Raw genomic sequence first — 18,600 nt, 5'->3', positions numbered from 1 at the left:
CCCGATGACCGAAGTGCTCCTACTGCTGGCCGCTGTACTGCTCTCGCTGATCTGTGGCGCCTTCGTCGCGGCCGAGTTCTCGCTGACCACGGTCGAGCGCGGCCAACTGGAGCGGGCCGCGGAGCGCGGCGAGCGGGGTGCCGCCGGCGCCCTCAAGGCCGTACGGAATCTGACCTTCCAGCTCTCCGGCGCCCAGCTCGGCATCACCGTCACCAACCTGGTGGTCGGCATGCTCGCCGAGCCGTCCATCGCCAAGCTGATCGCGGGCCCGCTGGAGGCGCTCGGCGTCCCCGAGTCCGCGTCCAGCTCGGTCGCCCTGGTCATCGGCACGGCCCTGTCCACGCTCGTCCTGATGGTCGTCGGCGAGCTGGTGCCCAAGAACTGGGCGATCTCCGCGCCGCTCGCCGTGGCGAAGAAGGTGGCCACTCCGCAGCGCTGGTTCAGCTCCGCGTTCCGGCCCTTCATCACCCACCTGAACAACACCGCCAACCGTCTCGTCCGCCTCTTCGGCGTCGAACCCGCCGAGGAGCTGGCCTCCGCGCGCGGCCCCCAGGAGCTGGCGGCCCTGGCCCGGCACTCCGCCAAGGAGGGCGCCCTGGAGGCGGACACGGCCGAGCTGTTCGTACGGACACTGAACCTCGCCGATCTGACCGCGGAGAACGTGATGACCCCGCGTGTCCAGGTCATCGCCCTGGAGACCATGGCGACCTGCGAGGACGTGGCGAACGCGACGCGGGCCACCGGCCTGTCCCGATTCCCCGTGTACCGCGACAGCCTCGACTCGGTGATCGGGACCGTCCACATCAAGGACGTCCTCGCGATCCCCGCCGAGCGCCGCACCCGCGTCGCCGTCTCGGAGCTGCTGCGCGAGCCGCTGCTCGTCCCGGCATCCCTGACCGTCGAGCGGGTCCTGGACCGGCTCTCGGGCAAACGCACGATGGCCGTCGTCATCGACGAGTACGGCGGTACGGCCGGTGTCGTGACGCTGGAGGACATCGTCGAGGAGGTCGTCGGCGAGGTGCGCGACGAGCACGACCCGCTGGAGACACCCGACCTGGCCCCGGCCGGCACGGACGAGGGCGGCCGCGCGCTGTACTCGGCCGACGGCGCGGCCCGCACCGACCAGCTCGCACGCGTGGGCCTGAGGGCTCCGGAGGGACCGTACGAGACGCTCGCGGGGCTCGTCGCCACCGAGCTGGGCCGGATACCGGAGGTCGGTGACACCGTCGAGGTGGCCGGCTGGCAGCTCGACGTGGTGGACGCCTCCGGACACCGGGCCGCGCGGGTGCTGCTGCACGAGCCGAACGACACGGAAGGGGACGAGGAGCGATGACCGCCGTCCAGCTGCTGATCGGTTTCGCGACGCTGGTCGTCAACGCCTTCTTCGTGGGCGCCGAGTTCGCGCTGATCTCCGTACGGCGCAGCCAGATCGAGCCGTACGCCGAACAGGGCGACCGGCGGGCGCGCAGCGTGCTGTGGGGTCTGCAGCACGTGTCGGCGCTGATGGCGGCCGCGCAGCTCGGCATCACACTGTGCACGCTGGTGCTCGGTGTGGTCGCGGAGCCCGCCATCGAGCATCTGCTGGAGCCGGTGTTCCATGCCGTCGGTGTGCCGGAGGGCGCGGGGCACGTGGTGTCGTTCGTGATCGCGCTGGCACTCGCCACGTATCTGCACATGCTGCTGGGCGAGATGGTGCCGAAGAACATCGCGCTCGCCGAGCCGGTGCGCAGCGCGCTGCTGCTCGGCCCGCCGCTGGTGACGCTGTCGCGGGCGCTGCGCCCGGTGATCTTCACGGTCAACGCCTTCGCCAACACCCTGCTGAAGCTGATGCGGATCGAGACGAAGGACGAGGTCACCGCGACCTTCTCGGACTCCGAGCTGGCCCGGCTCGTGCAGGACTCCGGCGAGGCGGGGCTGATCGACGACCGCGCCCAGGAGCGGCTGCACGACGCGCTGGAGCTGGGCCGCCGGCCCGTACGCGATGTCGTGCTCCCGCTGGAACGCGTCGTCTACGCGCGCGTGGGGGTCACCGCCGAGGAGCTGGAGGGGCTGTCGGCCGAGTCCGGGTTCTCGCGCTTCCCGGTCGTCGACGAGAGCCGCCGGATCGTGGCCTACCTGCATGTGAAGGACGCGCTGGACGCGGCGCCGCGCGACGTGCCGTTCCCGGTGCGGGACATGCGGGCGATCGCCCGGGTCCGGGAGACCACGCCGATGGACGACGTGCTCACCGCGATGCGCCGCGGCCGTACGCATCTGGCGGCCGTGCAGGGCGCGGACGGGCGGCTCGCGGGCATCGTGACCATGGAGGACGTGCTGCGGGAGCTGTTCGGGCAGCGGACCGTGTGAGGCGCCGGGCACAGGAGGCCGACCGACCGGCGGGTATGTGCACGGGATAACATCTCTGTCGCCATGCAGACGAATCCCACACACGACGACCCCACGCACGCCGACTCCACGTCCGCCGTTCCCTCGTACGGCAGCCTCGTCGCAGTCGGCGACTCCTTCACCGAGGGCATGTCGGACCGCCTACCGGACGGTTCATATCGAGGCTGGGCGGATCTCCTCGCCGGCCGGATGGCCGCGCGGACGCCCGGCTTCCGGTATGCCAATCTCGCCGTGCGCGGCAAGCTGATCGGACAGATCGTCGACGAGCAGGTGGACGTGGCGGCCGCGATGCGCCCGGACGTGATCACGCTGGTCGGCGGCCTGAACGACACCCTGCGCCCGAAGTGCGACATGGGCCGGGTCCGCGGACTCCTGGAGGAGGCCGTGGAGCGCCTCGCCCCCGCCTGCGAGCAGCTCGTCCTGATGCTCAGCCCGGGCCGCCAGGGTCCCGTCCTGGAGCGTTTCCGGCCGCGTATGGAGGAGCTGTTCGTCTGCGTCGAGGAGCTGGCGGCCAAGCACGGCGCCCTCGTCGTCGACCTGTACGGCGCGCCCTCGCTGGCCGACCCCCGGCTGTGGGACGTGGACCGGCTGCACCTCACCGACGAGGGGCACCGGCGGGTCGCGGAGGCCGTGTGGCAGACGCTCGGCCACGAGGCCGAGGACCCGCAGTGGCGTACGCCGATGCCCTCGACGCCCCCGCCCGCGTGGGCCGCCCGCCGGGTCGCCGACGCGCGCTTCGCCAAGCAGTACCTGCTGCCGTGGATCGTCCGCCGCCTCACCGGCCGCTCCTCCGGCGACGGGCTGCCGGCCAAGCGGCCGGAGTTGCTGCCGTACGAGGGTCCGGCAGTCTAGGGGGTGTTCTGGGGTGCTGTGCGGGACTTTCCAGACACCCCCTGGGAACCAGGAGTCGGAGGGAGTCACGTGGCCACCACCGTGATCAATCTCAAGGGCCATATCCGCGAGTTCGGGCCCCGTCTGGAGTACGCCCCGAGCGACCTGGTGTACATCGGCCGCCGCTGGACGATGGGCCACTGGGACCTGCCCCAGCACCCGCTCTACAACCCGTTCCAGTACGACACCGCCACGAAGAAACGCGACGGGACGCGAGCCGAGGTGATGGCCAAGTACCGGGAGTACCTGATGGCCGACCCCGAACTGCTGGCCCTCGTGCCGGAGCTGCGTGGCAGGACGCTTGCCTGCTGGTGTGCGCCCGAGCTGTGCCACGGGGACATCCTGGCGGAGCTCGCGGACGGGGCCGACGCGCCGTAGCGGGGTCTCCGGGGCAGAGCTGTGACCGGGATCTCGTAGGTTCCTCCGAAGAGCCCCGCTGCGCTTACCTGCACTAATCGCCAGTAGAATCCGTCTACGTGACTTCTGCGCCAGCCAAGCCCCGCATCCCGAACGTCCTCGCCGGACGGTACGCCTCCGCCGAGCTCGCCACGCTCTGGTCGCCCGAGCAGAAGGTGAGGCTCGAGCGCCAGCTCTGGCTGGCCGTGCTGCGGGCCCAGAAGGACCTCGGCATCGAGGTGCCGGACGAGGCGCTCGCCGACTACGAGCGGGTCCTCGACACGGTCGACCTGGCCTCCATCGCCGAGCGCGAGAAGGTCACGCGGCACGACGTGAAGGCGCGGATCGAGGAGTTCAACGACCTCGCCGGGCACGAGCACGTACACAAGGGCATGACGTCCCGCGACCTGACGGAGAACGTCGAGCAGTTGCAGATCCGGCTCTCGCTTGAGCTGGTCCGCGACCGTACGGTGGCCGTCCTCGCCCGCCTCGGCAAGCTGGCCGGTGAGTACGGCGAGCTGGTCATGGCCGGCCGCTCGCACAACGTGGCCGCGCAGGCCACCACCCTCGGCAAGCGGTTCGCGACCGCCGCCGACGAGCTGCTCGTGGCGTACGGCCGGGTCGAGGAACTCCTCGGCCGCTACCCGCTGCGCGGCATCAAGGGCCCGGTCGGCACGGCCCAGGACATGCTGGACCTGCTCGGCGGGGACGCGGGCAAGCTGGCGGAGCTGGAGCAGCGGATCGCCGGGCACCTCGGCTTCTCGCAGGCCTTCACCTCGGTCGGCCAGGTCTACCCGCGCTCGCTGGACTACGAGGTCGTCACGGCCCTCGTCCAGCTGGCGGCGGCGCCCTCGTCGATCGCGAAGACGATCCGGCTGATGGCCGGGCACGAGCTGGTCACCGAGGGCTTCAAGCCCGGCCAGGTCGGCTCCTCCGCCATGCCGCACAAGATGAACACCCGCTCCTGCGAGCGTGTGAACGGCCTCATGGTCATCCTGCGCGGCTACGCCTCGATGACCGGCGAGCTGGCCGGTGACCAGTGGAACGAGGGCGACGTCTCCTGCTCGGTGGTCCGCCGGGTGGCCCTCCCCGACGCGTTCTTCGCGCTCGACGGTCTGCTGGAGACCTTCCTCACCGTGCTCGACGAGTTCGGCGCGTTCCCGGCCGTCGTCGCGCGCGAGCTGGACCGCTACCTGCCGTTCCTCGCCACCACCAAGGTCCTGATGGGCGCGGTGCGCGCGGGCGTCGGCCGTGAGGTCGCGCACGAGGCGATCAAGGAGAACGCCGTCGCCTCCGCGCTCGCGATGCGCGAGCAGGGCGCCGAGCGCAACGAACTGCTCGACAAGCTGGCCGCCGACGAGCGCATCCCGCTCGACCGGGCCCAGCTGGACGCGCTGATGGCCGACAAGCTGTCCTTCACCGGTGCCGCGGCCGACCAGGTGGGTGTCGTCGTCGGCCGGATCGAGGAGATCCTGAAGCAGCGTCCGGAGGCCGCGGGCTACACCCCGGGAGCGATCCTCTGACGCGCTTCACCGCAGCGGAGTTGGAGGCCGCCCGCGACCGGCTCGTGCCGGATGTCGTCGCGGACGGCCTCCGCGTCCTTTTCTGTGGCATCAACCCGGGTCTGATGACAGCCGCGACGGGCCACCACTTCGCCCGCCCCGGCAACCGCTTCTGGCCCGTGCTCCACCTGTCCGGCTTCACGCCCCGGCTGTTCAAGCCCTCGGAACAGGGCGAGCTGCCCTCGTACGGCCTCGGCATCACCAATGTGGTGGCCCGGGCGACCGCGCGCGCCGACGAGCTGTCCGCCGAGGAGTACGTCGAGGGCGGGCGGCTGCTCACCGCCAAGGTGGAGCTACTGCGACCGGGCTGGCTCGCGGTGGTCGGTGTGACCGCGTACCGGGCTGCTTTCGGTGATCGCAAGGCCGTGATCGGCCCGCAGGAGCGGACGATCGGCGACACGCGCGTGTGGGTACTGCCCAACCCGAGCGGGCTGAACGCGCACTGGACGGCGGCGACGATGGCGGAGGAGTTCGGGCGGCTGCGGGTGGCGGCCGGGGCATAGCGCCTGTCGCGCTTGACCCTCGTCAGGGCCTGTATCGCCTCACCGTCACACGTTTGGGGCGCCCCAGCCCGGTGGGGCGTCGGGCGGGGTCACGCGTCCCGGCGCCGTACGCTCCACGCTCCCGCCGCCAGTGCGCCCGCCGCCCACAGCGCGGTCACCGCGAGGCCGCTCCAGGGGCCGAGGGCGCCGTCGGAGGTCTCGTGGAGGATCACCTGGCCCGCCTTGTCCGGCAGGAAGTCGGCGGCCGAACCCGAGACGCCGCCGACGACGAACGACACGATGAGCAGGAACGGGACCAGGATGCTCAGGGTGGCGACCCCGCTGCGCAGCAGGGCGGTGAGACCGGCGGCGAACAGGGCCATCAGGGCGAGGTAGACGCCGGTTCCGACGGCGCCGCGCAGGCCTTCGGCCAGGGAGACACCGCTCGCCCTGTCGCCGAGGACGGCCTTTCCGACGACCAGGCTCACCAGGCCGGTGACCAGGCCGACGGTCAGGGCCGGTACGCCGATCGCGACCGCCTTGGCGGTGAACCACCGGCCCCGGTGGGGGACGGCGGCCAGCGAGAGTCTCAGGGCACCGCCATGGAACTCGGTGGAGAAGGCCGTCGCACCGAAGGCGATCGCCGCGATCTGGCCGAAGTTGACGCCGAAGAACACCGAGAAGAGCGGGTCGAAGTCGTCGCCGTCGGAGTCGAGCCCGGCGAGTGCGGAGAAGGCCGCGGTGGCGAGGACTACGGCGCCGAGGGCCCACGTCATCGACCGCAGGGTACGGACCTTGAGCCACTCGGAGTGGAGTACGGGGGCGAACGCCATGGTCAGGCCTCCTGGGAGTGGGTGGGGGACGCGGGTGTGGGTGGAGTCTCGGTCGTGGTTGCGGTGAACTCGGCCTCCGAGGCCGTCAGGTCCAGATAGGCCTGTTCCAACGTGCCCTCCTCCGCTGTCAGTTCGAGGATCGGCAGGCCCGCACCGGAGACGAGGCGGCCGATGTCCTCCACGCGCGCGTGGTGCACGGTCCAGCGGCCGTCCTCGCTCTCGGCGGCCTCGTGGCCGTGGCGCTTCAGCAGACCGGCGAGCGCCTGGCCGTCCGTGGTGCGGATCCGTACGCGGGGCTGCACGCGCGCGTCGATGAAGTCCCGCATGGGGGTGTCGGCGAGGAGGCGGCCCCGGCCGAGGACGACCAGGTGGTCGGCGAAGGAGGCGGTCTCGTTCATGAGGTGGCTGGAGACCAGGACCGTGCGGCCCTCCCGGGCGAGGCCGCGCAGCAGCTCCCGTATCCAGATGATCCCTTCGGGATCCAGGCCGTTGGACGGCTCGTCGAGGAGGATGACGGGCGGGTCGCCGAGGAGCGCCGCCGCGATGCCGAGGCGCTGGCGCATACCGAGGGAGTAGGTCTTCACGCGGCGTCGTGCGACCGAGCCCAGGCCGGTCCGCTCCAGGACCTCGTCGACACGGCCGGACCCGATGCGGTTGCTCGCCGCGAGGGCGCGCAGATGGTCGCGGGCGGTCCGGGAGCCGTGCGCGGCCTGCGCGTCGAGCAGGGCGCCCACGTGACGCAGGGGTTCGTCGAGTGTGGCGTACGGGCGGCCGCCGACGGTGGCGGTGCCGGAGGTCGGCCGGTCCAGGCCGAGGACGAGCCGCATGGTGGTGGACTTTCCGGCGCCGTTGGGGCCGAGGAAGCCGGTGACGCGGCCGGGTTCCACGCGGAAGGTGAGGTGGTCCACGGCTCTGGTGCTGCCGTACTCCTTGGTGAGGTCCTTGACGTCGATGCTGGTCATGGCCTCAGCCTGGCCGTCGGCGAGGGTCGGTGGCTTCCCCCGAGGGTGGAGATGGTCTCCCTCGCCCGGGGGAGGCCCGTTGTCAGTGGCGGCTGGCACGATGACCGAATGGCCCGCTTCCTGCGCCCGTTGATCCGGGGGACGACGTACACACGGCTGGTGCACCTGTGGGTGCCGATGCTGATCGTGAGCGTGTGGATGTACATCATGCCCACGCGGCCTTGGGTGCCCGCGCTGTTCCTGGTCCCGATCGGCCTGATCCCCGCCGTGCGGCTGGGCGAGGGAGTGCAGGCCCGGCTGCTTCTGACGCCGGGTGAGGACGAGGGCTCGGGGATCTCCGTCGAGCCGTCGGCGACCTGGCGGGACCGGTTCCGTACGGTGCTGTGGCTGGAAGTGCGGATGCTGCTCGGGACGTTGGCCTCTGCCGCCACTGCCTGGATGCCGATCCTCACCTACGACCTGACCGCGACGGCGCTCGGGCACGAGCCGACGGGCAACATCGTGTGGAAAGGTGCGGAGCCGCATTGGGCGTACGGCCTCCTGGCTCCGGTCCCCCTCGTCGTGATGTGCGTCGGCGTCGTCGGCCTCGGCGAGCTGATCACCCTGTGCGCCCGTCGGCTGCTCGGCCCTTCGGCCGCCGAGCGGCTCGCCGCGCTGGAGGAGCGGACCGAGCAGCTGCTGGAACGCAACCGCATCGCCCGGGAGTTGCACGACTCCATAGGGCACGCGCTGACGGTGGCGGTGATACAGGCAGGGGCCGCCCGGGCGGCGGGGGACCCTGAGTTCACCGACCGCGCCCTGACGGCCATCGAGGACACAGGCCGGGCCGCGCTGGAGGACCTGGAGCGGGTGCTCGGTGTGCTGCGTGAGGCCGACCGCCCCGCGAGCAGCCGGCCGACACTCACCGAGGCCGACCGGCTGCTGGAGTCCGCCCGCTCGTCCGGCACCAGGGTCGACGCCGAGTTGTCCGGCCCGTTGGAGACGCTCCCGGGCCCGGTGTCCCGCGAGGGGTACCGCATTCTCCAGGAGTCCCTCACCAACGTGCTGCGCCACGCGGGCGGCGTCCCCGTCCGGGTCCGGATCGCGGTGGCGGAGGACACGCTGGGCCTGGAGGTCCGCAACCCCCTGACGGCCGAGATACCCGGGCCCGGCCGGGGCAGCGGCCTGCGGGGCATACGCGAGCGGGCGGCCCTTCTGGGCGGTCGCGCGCGAACCGGCCCGGACGGGGGCGACTGGCAGGTGCATGTGGAGCTGCCGCTCGGTTGAGGGGTCTGCGGCGGCTGCTGAGGGATACGCGGCGGCAGGTAGTGGGGAGCTACTTCGGACGGGGTGGATCGGCGAGGTCGGCAGGGATCTGTGGGCGCGTGCTGAAGGGGTTCGGGTGCGGCTGCTGATGTGCTCAGTCAGCCCGGGATCGGCTGAGACAGCGGGTGGCTCACTCAACGGGTGGCTCACTCAACGGGTGGCTCACTCAAGAGGCCCTGGGCCGGCGCGGGCCGGATGCCGGCCGGCGCAGTCGGCCCGAAGTCGGCCAAGGCCCGCCGGGGTCGGCCGGAACCGGCCTCCGGTCGGTCGAAGCAGCCGGGGGCCGCGAGCCGGGCCGTGCCCCGCTGAGCCGCCCTCCCTTCTCCCCTGATCTACGCTGACCGGATGCCCCCGATCACCGTTCTCCTCGTCGATGACGAACCCCTCGTGCGTGCCGGTCTGCGGGTCGTGTTGGAGGCTCAGGGCGACATCGAGGTCGTCGGGGAGGCGGCCGATGGGGCCGCGGTGATTCCGCTGGTGCGGCAGTTGCGGCCGGACGTCGTGGCCATGGACGTACGAATGCCGCTCATGGACGGGCTCGAGGCGACGCGCGCGGTGCTGCGGACCGTGCCCGAGCCGCCCAAGATCCTCGTTGTCACGACCTTCGAGAACGACGAGTACGTGTACGAGGCGCTGCGCGCGGGCGCCGACGGGTTTCTGCTGAAGCGGGCCCGGCCGGCCGAGATCGTGCACGCCGTGCGGCTCGTCGCGGAGGGCGAGTCGCTGCTGTTTCCGGCTTCGGTACGCCAGTTGGCTGCCGAGTACGGCGAGGGCGGCGGGAACCGGGCGGCGCGGGCCGCCATGGAGCGGGCCGCGCTGACCGAGCGCGAGGCGGAGGTGCTGCGCCTGATGGCCCGGGGGCTGTCGAACGCGGAGATCGCCGCGCGGCTGGTCGTCGGCACCGAGACGGTGAAGTCACACGTCAGCGCCGTACTGGCGAAGCTCGGGGCACGCGACCGTACACAGGCGGTGATCGCGGCGTACGAGTCGGGGTTCGTGGCGCCCGGCTGACGCCCCCTCCGGCGGCCGGGCTCGGCTGCGCAGCAGGTCGGCGGGGCCGGACACTCGCCCGGATCCGCCCTTACGAGTACGATCCGGCCCATACGCCAGCGAGCTGGGAGGACGGACGTTGGGGCAGCTGACCGGCGGGGACCCCTCTCTGCTGCGCAGGATCAACTCGGCGGTGGTGCTGCACGCCCTGCGGGCCACCGACTGCGCGACGCTCACCGAGATCACGACCGTGACCGGGCTGTCCCGGCCCACCGTCGAGGGTGTGGTCGAGGGGCTGATCGAGGCCGGGCTCGTGGTGGAGAAGGCCGCCGAGGAGGGTGCCGCCCGGAAGCAGGGGCGGCCCGCGCGGAGGTTCCGTTTCCGGGCCGAGGCGGGCCATCTGCTGGGCCTGGACGTCGGCTCGCACCGGGTGACCGCGCTGCTCGCGGACCTGGACGGGCGGGTGCTCGGCTCGCTGTCGAAGGACGTCTCCGAGAAGGCACCGGCGGACGAGCGGCTGGACCGGCTGCGCTCCACGGTCGCCGAGCTGCTGCGGCGGGCCGGGGTCGCCCGCGATTCGCTGCGCGCGGTCGGGGTGGGCAGCCCCGGCATCGTCGAGGCCGACGGCACCGTCCGGCTGGGCACGGCCCTGCCGGAGTGGACGGGCCTGAACCTGGGCGAGCGGCTGAGCCGCTCCTTCAAGTGTCCGGTCCTGGTCGAGAACGACGCCAACGCGGCCGCGGTCGCCGAACACTGGAAGGGCGCGGCCAGCGAGTCCGACGACATGGTGTTCGTGCTGGCCGGGTTGAGCCCGGGCGCCGGTGCGCTGATCGGCGGGCGGCTGCACCGGGGCTACGGCGGCGCGGCCGGGGAGATCGGCGCGCTGCATCTGCTGGGCCGGGAGGCCACCCCGGAGGCACTGCTGTCGACCACGGGCGAGCCCCTGCATCCGCTGGACGAGCAGGCGGTCGCCGAGGTCTTCCGGCATGCGCGCGACGGCGAGGGGCGGGCCCGGGAGGCCGTGGAGCGGTTCATCCAGCGCCTCGTGCACGACGTGGCGGCGCTCGTGCTGGCCCTCGACCCCGAGCTCGTGGTCGTGGGCGGCTGGGCCACCGGCATCGACGACGTCCTCGACCCGCTCCGGCACGAGCTGGCGCGCTACTGTCTGCGCCCGCCCCGGGTCGCCCTGTCCCAGCTGGGCGAGGCTGCCGTCGCGACCGGCGCGCTTCGGCTCGCGCTCGACCACGTCGAGGAGCAGCTGTTCGCGGTGGAAAGCACGGTCACGGCCCGCCGCTGAGGCTGCACGCGCCGACACCACGCTCGGCTCGGCGAAGAGGCCGACGCCGCACGCGTAGGAGGACGTGCAGTCGCGCCCGTACGAGCGAGGCACGCGGTTGCCGTACGAGAACGCGTCGCCGCGCCCGTGCGGACAGGCGTGGGTGCGCCCCGTACACGCATCACACTCGTACGACAGACGCCGCGCCCCGGCGGACCGGGACGCGGCGGGTGCGGCATACGACATGCCCGGCTCGGCTCAGGAGGCGGGTACGCCGGGCGGCGGCTCAGGACGCGCGGCGCTCCGGGCCGTGGTGGATCTCGACGCCGCCCGAGTCGCCGAACGTCAGGCGGCACGTGTCAGCGCGGTACGTGGCCGTCGAGACAGCGGCCGTGCGGCCCCCCGCGAAGAAGCGGGTGGTGACGACGAGGACGGGCGCGCCGGGCAGCCGGTCGAGTTCCCTGGCGTCCTCCGCGCGGGCCGAGCCCAGCTCCACCGAGCGGTCCTGGCCCTCCAGCTCCAGCCGCTGCAGCTCGCGGAGCACGGCACGCGCGCGTGCGGCACCGGAGGGCGCGTCTATGGCGGAGAGGGCGGGCACCGAGGCCGCCGGGACATAGAGCAGCTCGGCGGCGACGGGCTGGCCGTGGGACATGCGGGAGCGGCGCACCACGTGCACCTGCTCGCCGTGCACGCTCTCCAGGATGTCGGCGACCGCCACGGGCGGAGCCGCGAGGGCGGAGTCCACCGCCTGCCAGGCGTCGCCGACCGTGCCCGGCCAGGCGTGCTGTTCGGTGCCGACGGCGACGCCCACGCGCGGCGGGGCGACGGTCGTGCCGACGCCTCGGCGGCGCTGGAGCCGGCCTTCCAGTTCGAGCTGTTCCAGAGCCTGGCGGAGCGTGGCGCGGGCGACACCGAAACGGGCCGCCAGATCACGCTCGTTGGGCAGGATCTCCCCCACCGAGAACTCGGAGTCCAATGCCTCTGTGAGTACGGTCCTCAGGTGCCAGTACTTTGGTTCCGGCACCGTTTCGAGCTGCTGGGTCCCCACCCTGTCCTCCGCTGCTTCGCCGTGGCCCGGCGGCGTTTTTAGCGCCTTTGTTTATTAAAGGTTGTTGCACTTCTCTGCGACCATAGGGCGGCCCCCACCCTTGGTCAAGACCAATCCTGCATCCCTGAGGGAAGCGACGGGCGAGTGCGGGAAGGCGTTCACACGCTGTTCGCGGTGTGCTACGTCCCGGACAAGCTGGGCTACATATCGGACAAGGTGAGCAGCTTCTCCGGGTTGCGCTGGACGTAGACGCACCGGACGAGGCCGTCGGCGATGTCGAGCTGGAGCACGCTGTCGACCGTGTCGCCGGACAGGACAACCAGCGCCGGGGCGCCGTTGACCTCCAGGAAGCGGAACGACGCGGCCGTGATGCCCTTGCCCGCGACCCCGTGCAGGAACCGGCCCACCTTGTCGGCGGTCTCCAGGACGCGCGCCGGGGCTTTTGCCAGCCCGCCGCTGTCGCCGACGAGGCGGACGTCGGGGGCCAGCAGCGACATGAGTTCTTCGAGGTCGCCGCCGGCCGCCGCGGCGAGGAACCGCTCGGTCAGGTCGCGTCGTCGGGCCGGGTCGACGTCGTAGCGGGGCCGTCGCTCCTCCACGTGCTTGCGGGCCCGGCCGGCGAGTTGGCGGACCGCGGGCTCGGTGCGGTCGAGCATGGCCGCGATGTCGGCGTGCGCGTAACCGAAGGCCTCCCGGAGCACGAACACCGCGCGTTCCAGGGGCGAGAGGGACTCCAGGACGACGAGGACGGCGAGCGAGACGCTGTCGGCGAGCACGGCACGCTCGGCGGTGTCCGGGACGGTGGCCGTGTAGTCGGTGACGTACGGCTCGGGCAGCCACGGGCCGACGTACGCCTCCTTGCGGGACTGGACGTGACGCAGCCGGTCGATGGCGAGGCGGGTGGTGACCCGGACCAGATAGGCGCGCGGTTCGCGCACGGCTTCGCGGTCGGCGCCGGTCCAGCGCAGCCAGGCGTCCTGGACCACGTCCTCCGCGTCCGCGACCCGGCCGAGCATGCGGTAGGCCACTCCCATGAGGACGGAGCGGTGCTCTTCGAAGACGTCGGTCGCGGTGTCGGTGGTCACCACGTCATCCCATCCCGGCGGGTCCGGCCGTGTCCAGCCGCCTTTTCCGAAAGACTGCCTGCCCGTCTTTCCCGGAGGGCCGCCCGTCTTCCCCGAAAGGGCTACCCGCCGGTAGCAGTTGCTGACAAACTGTCTACGAAGCTCGCGTACCTCTGCACACCCCACCCGCACAGACGAGGAGCAGCACCATGCCCGCCACGGTCTCCTTCGAGGTCCCCTCCCCGCTCGGCCCGCAGACCGTGACGGTCTCCTACGAGCGCACGGGCGTCGGCGAACCGCTGCTCCTGCTGCACGGCATCGGCCACCACCGGCAGGCCTGGGACCCGGTCGTGCACATCCTGGCCGCCGAGCGCGACGTCGTCGCCGTGGACCTCCCCGGCTTCGGGGCGTCCCCGGCGCTGCCGGGCGGGCTCACCTACGACCTGTCGACGACGTCCGCGGTGTTCGCCGCGTTCTGCGAGACCATCGGGCTCGATCGGCCGCATGTCGCGGGCAACTCCCTCGGCGGTCTGCTCGCCCTGGAGCTGGGCCGCGAGAAACTCGTACGGTCCGTCACGGCCCTGTCCCCGGCCGGGTTCTGGAACGAGACCGAGCGGCGCTACGCCTTCGGCATCCTGCACACCATGCGGGGCATCTCGAAGCGGATGCCGCTGCCGCTGGTGGAGGGGCTGTCCCGGTCGGCGGCCGGCCGTGCGGCCCTGACGAGCACCATCTACGCCCGCCCGGGCCGCCGTTCACCGGAGGCGGTCGTCGCGGAGACGCTCGCGCTGGCGGGGGCCACGGGCTTCGACGACACCCTCCGGGCCGGGGGCGACGTCCTGTTCACCGACGACATCCCGGAGATCCCGGTCACCGTGGCCTGGGGCACCCGTGACTGGCTGCTGGTGCGCCGCCAGGGCATCCGCGCCAAGCGGGTCATCCCCGGGGCCCGGCTGATCCGCCTGCCCGGCTGCGGCCACTGCCCGATGAACGACGACCCGGCGCTCGTCTCCCGGGTCATCCTCGACGGCAGCCGCTGAGCGCCGCCTGGCCAGGGCCCCCGAGCCCAGGGCGACTCCGGCGCCGACCAGGGCGCTGCCGACGGCCTGGGCGGGGCCGTATTCGCCGGTGCCGACGAGGGGCGCGGTGCAGGCGGCGGCCACCGGGATGAGGCCGGAGAAGAGGGTGGCGCGCTCGGCTCCGATGCGCTGCATGCCCATGTACCAGCAGACGAAGCCGACGACCGTGACGACCGCCGCCTGCCACAGCAGCGCGGCGGTCTCGGTGGCGTCGGGGCGGCGCAACCAGGCGCCCCCGTCGACGGCGAGGCCGACGGCGGCCGACTCGACGGCCGCGAGACCGCACACGGTCGCCGAGAGCAGCCGCGGGCCCAGCGGCCGCAGTACGGGCACGGCCAGCACCGCGAAGCCGACCTCGCCCGCCAGCGCGCACACCGAGAAGGCGATACCGACGCCGTCCGTACGGCCCCATCCCTGTACGGCGAACGCGCCCACCGCGACGAGTGACGCCCCGTGGAGCACGGTCCGTTGGGGGTGCCTGCCGTCCAGCAGCGGTACGAGGACGGCGACGACCACCGGGGCGCAGCCCACGAACACGCCCGGCACCGCCGGTTCCGCGGTGCGTTCGGCGGCGAGGACGGCGAGGTTGAAGCCGACCATGCCGACGGCCGCGACGAGGGCGAGCCGGGTCCACTGCCGTGCGGTCAGACGCCGCAGCGGTGCCGTGCCGCCGCGGCCGACGAGCGGGAGCAGCAGGACGCAGGCCAGGGCGTAGCGGAGGAACTGGCCGCCCGCGTACGGGTAGTCGCCGAGGACGCTGTTGGCGGTGAAGGAGGCGCCGACGAGGACGCAGGCGAGCGCGGCGAGGAGGGAGCCGCGGGCGGTGGTGGCGTTCATGACGGTGACGCTAGGAAGGCGGGCGGTCCGGTTTAAGGTCCACTTCCATGACGTTTTCGGGGACCAGTTCCGCCGCCGGGCCGGAGGACGGCCGGGGCTCCGTTCCCTGGGCCGCCGCCTGGGAGTTGCTGTTGCCGGTCGGCTCGGCGCCGGCACGCGCGCGTGGGCGGACGTTGCAGGCCGCGCTGCGGGAGGCGATCCGTACAGGGCGGCTGGCGGCCGAAACCCGGCTGCCGTCGAGCCGGGAACTGGCGGCCGATCTCGGGGTGTCGCGCGGGCTGGTGACGGAGGCGTACGAGCAGCTGACGGCCGAGGGCTATCTGCGCAGCGGTCGCGGTGCCGGGACCTGGGTGGGGGCCGCCGTGCGGAGCGCAGCCCCCCGGGCGCGTGATCTCGCGCCGCGTCCCCCCGGCACCGTCCGTGCCGACTTCGTGCCCGGGACGCCGGACCTGTCGCTGTTCCCGCGTGCCGCGTGGGCGGCGGCGCAGCGCTCGGTGCTCGCGGAACTCCCGCACCACGCGCTCGGCTACCCCGATCCGCGCGGGCTGCCCCGGCTGCGTACCGCCCTCGCGGAGCTGCTCGCGCGCCGCCGGGGTGTGGTCGCCGACCCCGAGCGGGTCGTGATCGTCTCCGGGGTGGCCCAGGCGACGACACTCCTCGGGCAGGTGCTGCACGCGCGCGGGGTGCGCGAGATCGGGGTCGAGGACCCGGGCAGCCCCGAGCACGGCACCCTGTACAGGGCGGCCGGGCTCTCCGTCGTGCCGCTGCCGCTGGACGAGGAGGGGCTGGCGATACGGCCGCTAGGGGATTCGGGGGTACGGGCGGTGGTGGCCACGCCGGCCCACCAGTTCCCGTCCGGGATCGCGTACTCGGCGCGGCGGCGGGCCTCGCTGCTCGACTGGGCGCGGGCGGTGGACGGGCTTGTCGTGGAGGACGACTACGACGGGGACTTCCGCTACGACCGTGCCCCCGTGGGCGCGCTGCAGGGGCTCGACCCCGAGCGGGTCGCGTACACCGGGTCGGTGAGCAAGTCGCTCGCGCCGGGGCTGCGGCTGGGGTGGCTGTTGGTGCCGGGGGCGTTGGCGGAGGAGGTCGTGGAGCGCAAGCGGGCGATGGATCTCGGGTATCCGGTCCTCGATCAGGCGGTGTTCGCGCGGTTCGTGGAGCGGGGGGACTACGACCGGCAGTTGCGGCGGTGCGGGCGGGTGTATCGCGAGCGGCGGGATGCGCTGGTGGCGGTGTTGGGGGACCGCTTTCCCGGCGTCGAGGTGACCGGGATCGCGGCGGGGCTGCATGTCATCGCCTCGTTGCCGGAGCGGTACGGACCGGCGGGGCGGTTCGTGGAGCGGGTGGGGGTGGGCGGGGTGGTGGTGCGGGTGCTTGAGCGGTATGGGCGGGTTTCGGGTGAGGACGGGCGGGTGCGGCTGGTTCTGGGGTATGCCCATCTTTCGCCGGCGCGGATTCGGGAGGGGGTGGGGGTGATGGCGGAGGCGATCGGGTGAGCCCGAGGGGTTTTCGCCCCCGCCGCCCCTGCCCGGCCCATCCCTGAGGGCTGCGCCCCCGGCTCCCCGGGGCCGGTTTGTCGGCTGCGGGTCGGGGGGGCTTGTCGCGCAGTTTTCCCCGCGCCCCTTAGGAGCACAGGCCCTGCGGACCTGAAAAGCGCGGGCGCGGGCCCGGCTTTTCAGGGGCACGGGGAACTGCGCGAGCAACCACACACGACCCGCACCCGCCAACGCGCCCCGCCACCCGAGCTCTCAGGCGCGGCGGGGGCGGAAAACAGCCGTTCCCCTCCCCCATCGGGCAGTTGTTCACTTGGGGTTTCCGTGTGCGCTTCTGCGCACCAGTAGTTGTGGCACTGCACACTGGCCGGACCCGTCCCTGGAGGCGCCTTCATGTCACACCGTCCGCCGAGTCCCCTCCCCGGCCGTCGCAGCGTGCTGCGTGGCTCCCTCGCCGCGTCGGCGGCCCTCGCCCTGCCCGGCGCGCTCGGCGCGGCCCCGGCGCTCGCCCTGTCGGGGCGGCCCACGGCCGGGTGGGGTGTGCAGAGCGGGGATGTGACCGCCGACTCCGGCCTGGTGTGGGTGCGTTCGGACCGGCCGGCCCGGATGATCGTCGAGACCTCCGCCACCGAGTCGTTCCGGGGCGCCCGCAGATGGCACGGGCCGCTGCTCGGCCCCGGCACGGACTTCACCGGTACGACACGGCTGCGCGGCCTGCCGCCGGGGCAGCAGATCCACTACCGGGTGACCCTCGCCGACCCGGACGACCCGCGCCGCACGGGCGAACCCGTCACCGGCACGTTCCGTACGACGTCGGTTTCGCGCCACCGCGGCGTCCGCTTCGTCTGGTCGGGTGACCTGGCCGGTCAGGGCTGGGGCATCAACCCCGACTTCGGCGGCTACCGCATCTTCGACGCGATGGGCGCCCTCGACCCGGACTTCTTCCTCTTCAGCGGCGACACCATCTACGCCGACGGCCCCGTAGCCGCGACGGCCACCCTGCCCGACGGCAGCACCTGGCGGAACATCACCACCGAGGAGAAGGCCAAGGTCGCCGAGACCCTCGCCGAGTTCCGCGGCAACTTCCGCTACAACCTGCTCGACCAGAACCTCAAGGACTTCAACGCCCGCGTACCGGCGATCGTCCAGTGGGACGACCACGAGGTGCGCAACAACTGGTACCCGGGGCAGGTGATCGCCGCCACGGACACCCGCTACACGGAGAAGAGCGTCGACGTGCTCGCCGGGCGGGCCAAGCAGGCGTTCGGCGAGTACCTCCCGATCTCCACGCTGCGGACGGGCGCCCACGAGGGCCGGGTGTACCGGGTGCTGCGGCAGGGGCCGCTCCTCGACGTCTTCGTGCTGGACATGCGTACGTACCGCAACGCCAACTCGCCCGGCACCGACACCGTCGACCCGCAGGGCATCCTCGGCGCCGAGCAGCTGGAGTGGCTGAAGCGGGAGCTGGCCCGGTCGCGGGCGGTGTGGAAGGTGATCGCCGCCGACATGCCGCTCGGCCTGGTGGTCCCGGACAACACCGAGGGCAGGAAGAACATCGAGGCCGTGGCACAGGGCGACCCGGGCGCGCCGCTCGGGCGCGAGCTGCAGATCGCCGAGCTGCTGCGGTTCATCAAGCACCGCAAGGTCACCGGCACGGTGTGGCTGACGGCGGACGTGCACCACACCTCGGCGCAGCACTACCAGCCGTCGCGGGCCGCGTTCACCGACTTCGAGCCGTTCTGGGAGTTCGTGTCCGGGCCGCTCAACGCGGGCGCGTTCCCGGCGGGCGCGCTGGACAAGACCTTCGGCCCCGAGCGGGTCTTCGTGAAGGCGCCGACCGTCGCGAACGTGTCGCCCGCCGGCGGCTACCAGTTCTTCGGCGAGGTCGACATCGACGGCCACAGCGGCGAGCTGACCGTCCGGCTGCGCGAGCAGGACGGGACCGTACTGTTCACCCAGGTGTTGCAGCCTGGGCGCGTGGGACAGTGACC

General features: G+C 72.7%; 16 protein-coding genes and 1 pseudogene. 12 read left to right on the top strand and 5 right to left on the bottom strand.

Annotation, left to right across the window (positions count from 1 at the left end; translation table 11 throughout):
* Positions 1–4: 4 nt before the first annotated feature.
* From SGFS_RS46680 to mug, 6 genes are all read left to right on the top strand, one after another.
* Positions 5–1,333, top strand: a complete 1,329-nt coding sequence (locus tag SGFS_RS46680; RefSeq protein ID WP_286258710.1) for a hemolysin family protein — start codon at positions 5–7, stop codon at positions 1,331–1,333.
* Positions 1,330–2,346: a hemolysin family protein gene (locus tag SGFS_RS46675; protein WP_286258705.1), complete on the top strand. Its 1,017-nt coding sequence runs from the start codon at positions 1,330–1,332 to the stop codon at positions 2,344–2,346. The genes SGFS_RS46680 and SGFS_RS46675 overlap by 4 nt, the downstream gene beginning before the upstream one ends.
* Before the next feature lie 63 nt (positions 2,347–2,409).
* The gene (locus SGFS_RS46670) at positions 2,410–3,237 is read left to right on the top strand and encodes an SGNH/GDSL hydrolase family protein (RefSeq protein WP_286258703.1); all 828 of its coding nucleotides are present in this window, start codon (positions 2,410–2,412) and stop codon (positions 3,235–3,237) included.
* A 69-nt stretch (positions 3,238–3,306) separates the two neighbouring features.
* Complete coding sequence (locus tag SGFS_RS46665) at positions 3,307–3,654, top strand: DUF4326 domain-containing protein (protein WP_286258702.1); 348 nt, start codon at positions 3,307–3,309, stop codon at positions 3,652–3,654.
* Between the two features lie 98 nt (positions 3,655–3,752).
* Entirely contained in the window at positions 3,753–5,195 is a 1,443-nt protein-coding gene (gene purB / locus SGFS_RS46660) for an adenylosuccinate lyase (protein WP_286258700.1), read from the top strand.
* Complete coding sequence (gene mug / locus SGFS_RS46655) at positions 5,192–5,737, top strand: G/U mismatch-specific DNA glycosylase (protein WP_286260392.1); 546 nt, start codon at positions 5,192–5,194, stop codon at positions 5,735–5,737. Before purB ends, mug begins: the two co-directional genes overlap by 4 nt.
* Positions 5,738–5,826: 89 nt before the next feature.
* On the opposite strand, the gene SGFS_RS46650 is transcribed toward mug, so the two are convergent.
* A complete protein-coding gene (locus tag SGFS_RS46650) occupies positions 5,827–6,549 on the bottom strand; it encodes an ABC transporter permease (protein ID WP_286258699.1) in 723 nt (240 codons plus the stop codon).
* 2 nt (positions 6,550–6,551) lie between these two features.
* The gene (locus SGFS_RS46645; protein WP_286258697.1) at positions 6,552–7,511 is read right to left on the bottom strand and encodes an ABC transporter ATP-binding protein; all 960 of its coding nucleotides are present in this window, start codon (positions 7,509–7,511) and stop codon (positions 6,552–6,554) included.
* Between the two features lie 108 nt (positions 7,512–7,619).
* Between SGFS_RS46645 and SGFS_RS46640 the strand changes: the two genes are divergently transcribed.
* The 3 genes from SGFS_RS46640 (at position 7,620) to SGFS_RS46630 (ending at position 11,103) form a co-directional block, all read left to right on the top strand.
* Entirely contained in the window at positions 7,620–8,777 is a 1,158-nt protein-coding gene (locus SGFS_RS46640; protein WP_286258696.1) for a sensor histidine kinase, read from the top strand.
* A 384-nt stretch (positions 8,778–9,161) separates the two neighbouring features.
* Positions 9,162–9,827: a response regulator transcription factor gene (locus tag SGFS_RS46635; RefSeq protein ID WP_286258695.1), complete on the top strand. Its 666-nt coding sequence runs from the start codon at positions 9,162–9,164 to the stop codon at positions 9,825–9,827.
* 118 nt (positions 9,828–9,945) lie between these two features.
* Entirely contained in the window at positions 9,946–11,103 is a 1,158-nt protein-coding gene (locus tag SGFS_RS46630; protein WP_286258694.1) for an ROK family transcriptional regulator, read from the top strand.
* Positions 11,104–11,368: 265 nt separating this feature from the next.
* Here the strand turns inward: SGFS_RS46630 and SGFS_RS46625 are convergent, their stop codons facing one another.
* Together SGFS_RS46625 and SGFS_RS46620 are read right to left on the bottom strand one after the other, a co-directional pair.
* Positions 11,369–12,130 (bottom strand): GntR family transcriptional regulator, encoded by a 762-nt coding sequence (locus tag SGFS_RS46625; RefSeq protein ID WP_286258692.1) that lies wholly within the window; start codon positions 12,128–12,130, stop codon positions 11,369–11,371.
* Positions 12,131–12,330: 200 nt separating this feature from the next.
* Positions 12,331–13,215 carry an RNA polymerase sigma-70 factor gene (locus SGFS_RS46620; RefSeq protein ID WP_286258690.1) on the bottom strand — a complete coding sequence of 295 codons (885 nt, stop codon included), beginning with the start codon at positions 13,213–13,215 and terminating at the stop codon, positions 12,331–12,333.
* Between the two features lie 188 nt (positions 13,216–13,403).
* Between SGFS_RS46620 and SGFS_RS46615 the strand changes: the two genes are divergently transcribed.
* Positions 13,404–14,234: an alpha/beta fold hydrolase gene (locus SGFS_RS46615; protein ID WP_286258688.1), complete on the top strand. Its 831-nt coding sequence runs from the start codon at positions 13,404–13,406 to the stop codon at positions 14,232–14,234.
* An 87-nt stretch (positions 14,235–14,321) separates the two neighbouring features.
* Here SGFS_RS46615 and SGFS_RS46610 read toward each other — a convergent pair.
* Positions 14,322–15,110, bottom strand: a pseudogene (locus SGFS_RS46610) (DMT family transporter); the annotation flags it as partial.
* Positions 15,111–15,157: 47 nt separating this feature from the next.
* Between SGFS_RS46610 and pdxR the strand changes: the two are divergent.
* Positions 15,158–16,612 (top strand): MocR-like pyridoxine biosynthesis transcription factor PdxR, encoded by a 1,455-nt coding sequence (pdxR, locus tag SGFS_RS46605; RefSeq protein WP_286258686.1) that lies wholly within the window; start codon positions 15,158–15,160, stop codon positions 16,610–16,612.
* Positions 16,613–17,002: 390 nt separating this feature from the next.
* Positions 17,003–18,598: an alkaline phosphatase D family protein gene (locus SGFS_RS46600; RefSeq protein WP_286258684.1), complete on the top strand. Its 1,596-nt coding sequence runs from the start codon at positions 17,003–17,005 to the stop codon at positions 18,596–18,598.
* Positions 18,599–18,600: the final 2 nt, after the last annotated feature.

The organism is Streptomyces graminofaciens (genome assembly GCF_030294945.1).
Lineage (GTDB): Bacteria > Actinomycetota > Actinomycetes > Streptomycetales > Streptomycetaceae > Streptomyces > Streptomyces graminofaciens.
This window is presented reverse-complemented; position numbering and strand designations above follow the sequence as displayed.

Coding starts and splice junctions, on each gene's coding strand:
- SGFS_RS46600 (WP_286258684.1), top strand. CDS start 17,003: ATGTCACACCGTCCGCCGAGTCCCCTCCCCGGCCGTCGCAGCGTGCTG.
- SGFS_RS46640 (WP_286258696.1), top strand. CDS start 7,620: ATGGCCCGCTTCCTGCGCCCGTTGATCCGGGGGACGACGTACACACGG.
- SGFS_RS46650 (WP_286258699.1), bottom strand. CDS start 6,549: ATGGCGTTCGCCCCCGTACTCCACTCCGAGTGGCTCAAGGTCCGTACC.
- SGFS_RS46670 (WP_286258703.1), top strand. CDS start 2,410: ATGCAGACGAATCCCACACACGACGACCCCACGCACGCCGACTCCACG.
- SGFS_RS46615 (WP_286258688.1), top strand. CDS start 13,404: ATGCCCGCCACGGTCTCCTTCGAGGTCCCCTCCCCGCTCGGCCCGCAG.
- pdxR (WP_286258686.1), top strand. CDS start 15,158: ATGACGTTTTCGGGGACCAGTTCCGCCGCCGGGCCGGAGGACGGCCGG.
- SGFS_RS46635 (WP_286258695.1), top strand. CDS start 9,162: ATGCCCCCGATCACCGTTCTCCTCGTCGATGACGAACCCCTCGTGCGT.
- SGFS_RS46675 (WP_286258705.1), top strand. CDS start 1,330: ATGACCGCCGTCCAGCTGCTGATCGGTTTCGCGACGCTGGTCGTCAAC.
- SGFS_RS46680 (WP_286258710.1), top strand. CDS start 5: ATGACCGAAGTGCTCCTACTGCTGGCCGCTGTACTGCTCTCGCTGATC.
- SGFS_RS46645 (WP_286258697.1), bottom strand. CDS start 7,511: ATGACCAGCATCGACGTCAAGGACCTCACCAAGGAGTACGGCAGCACC.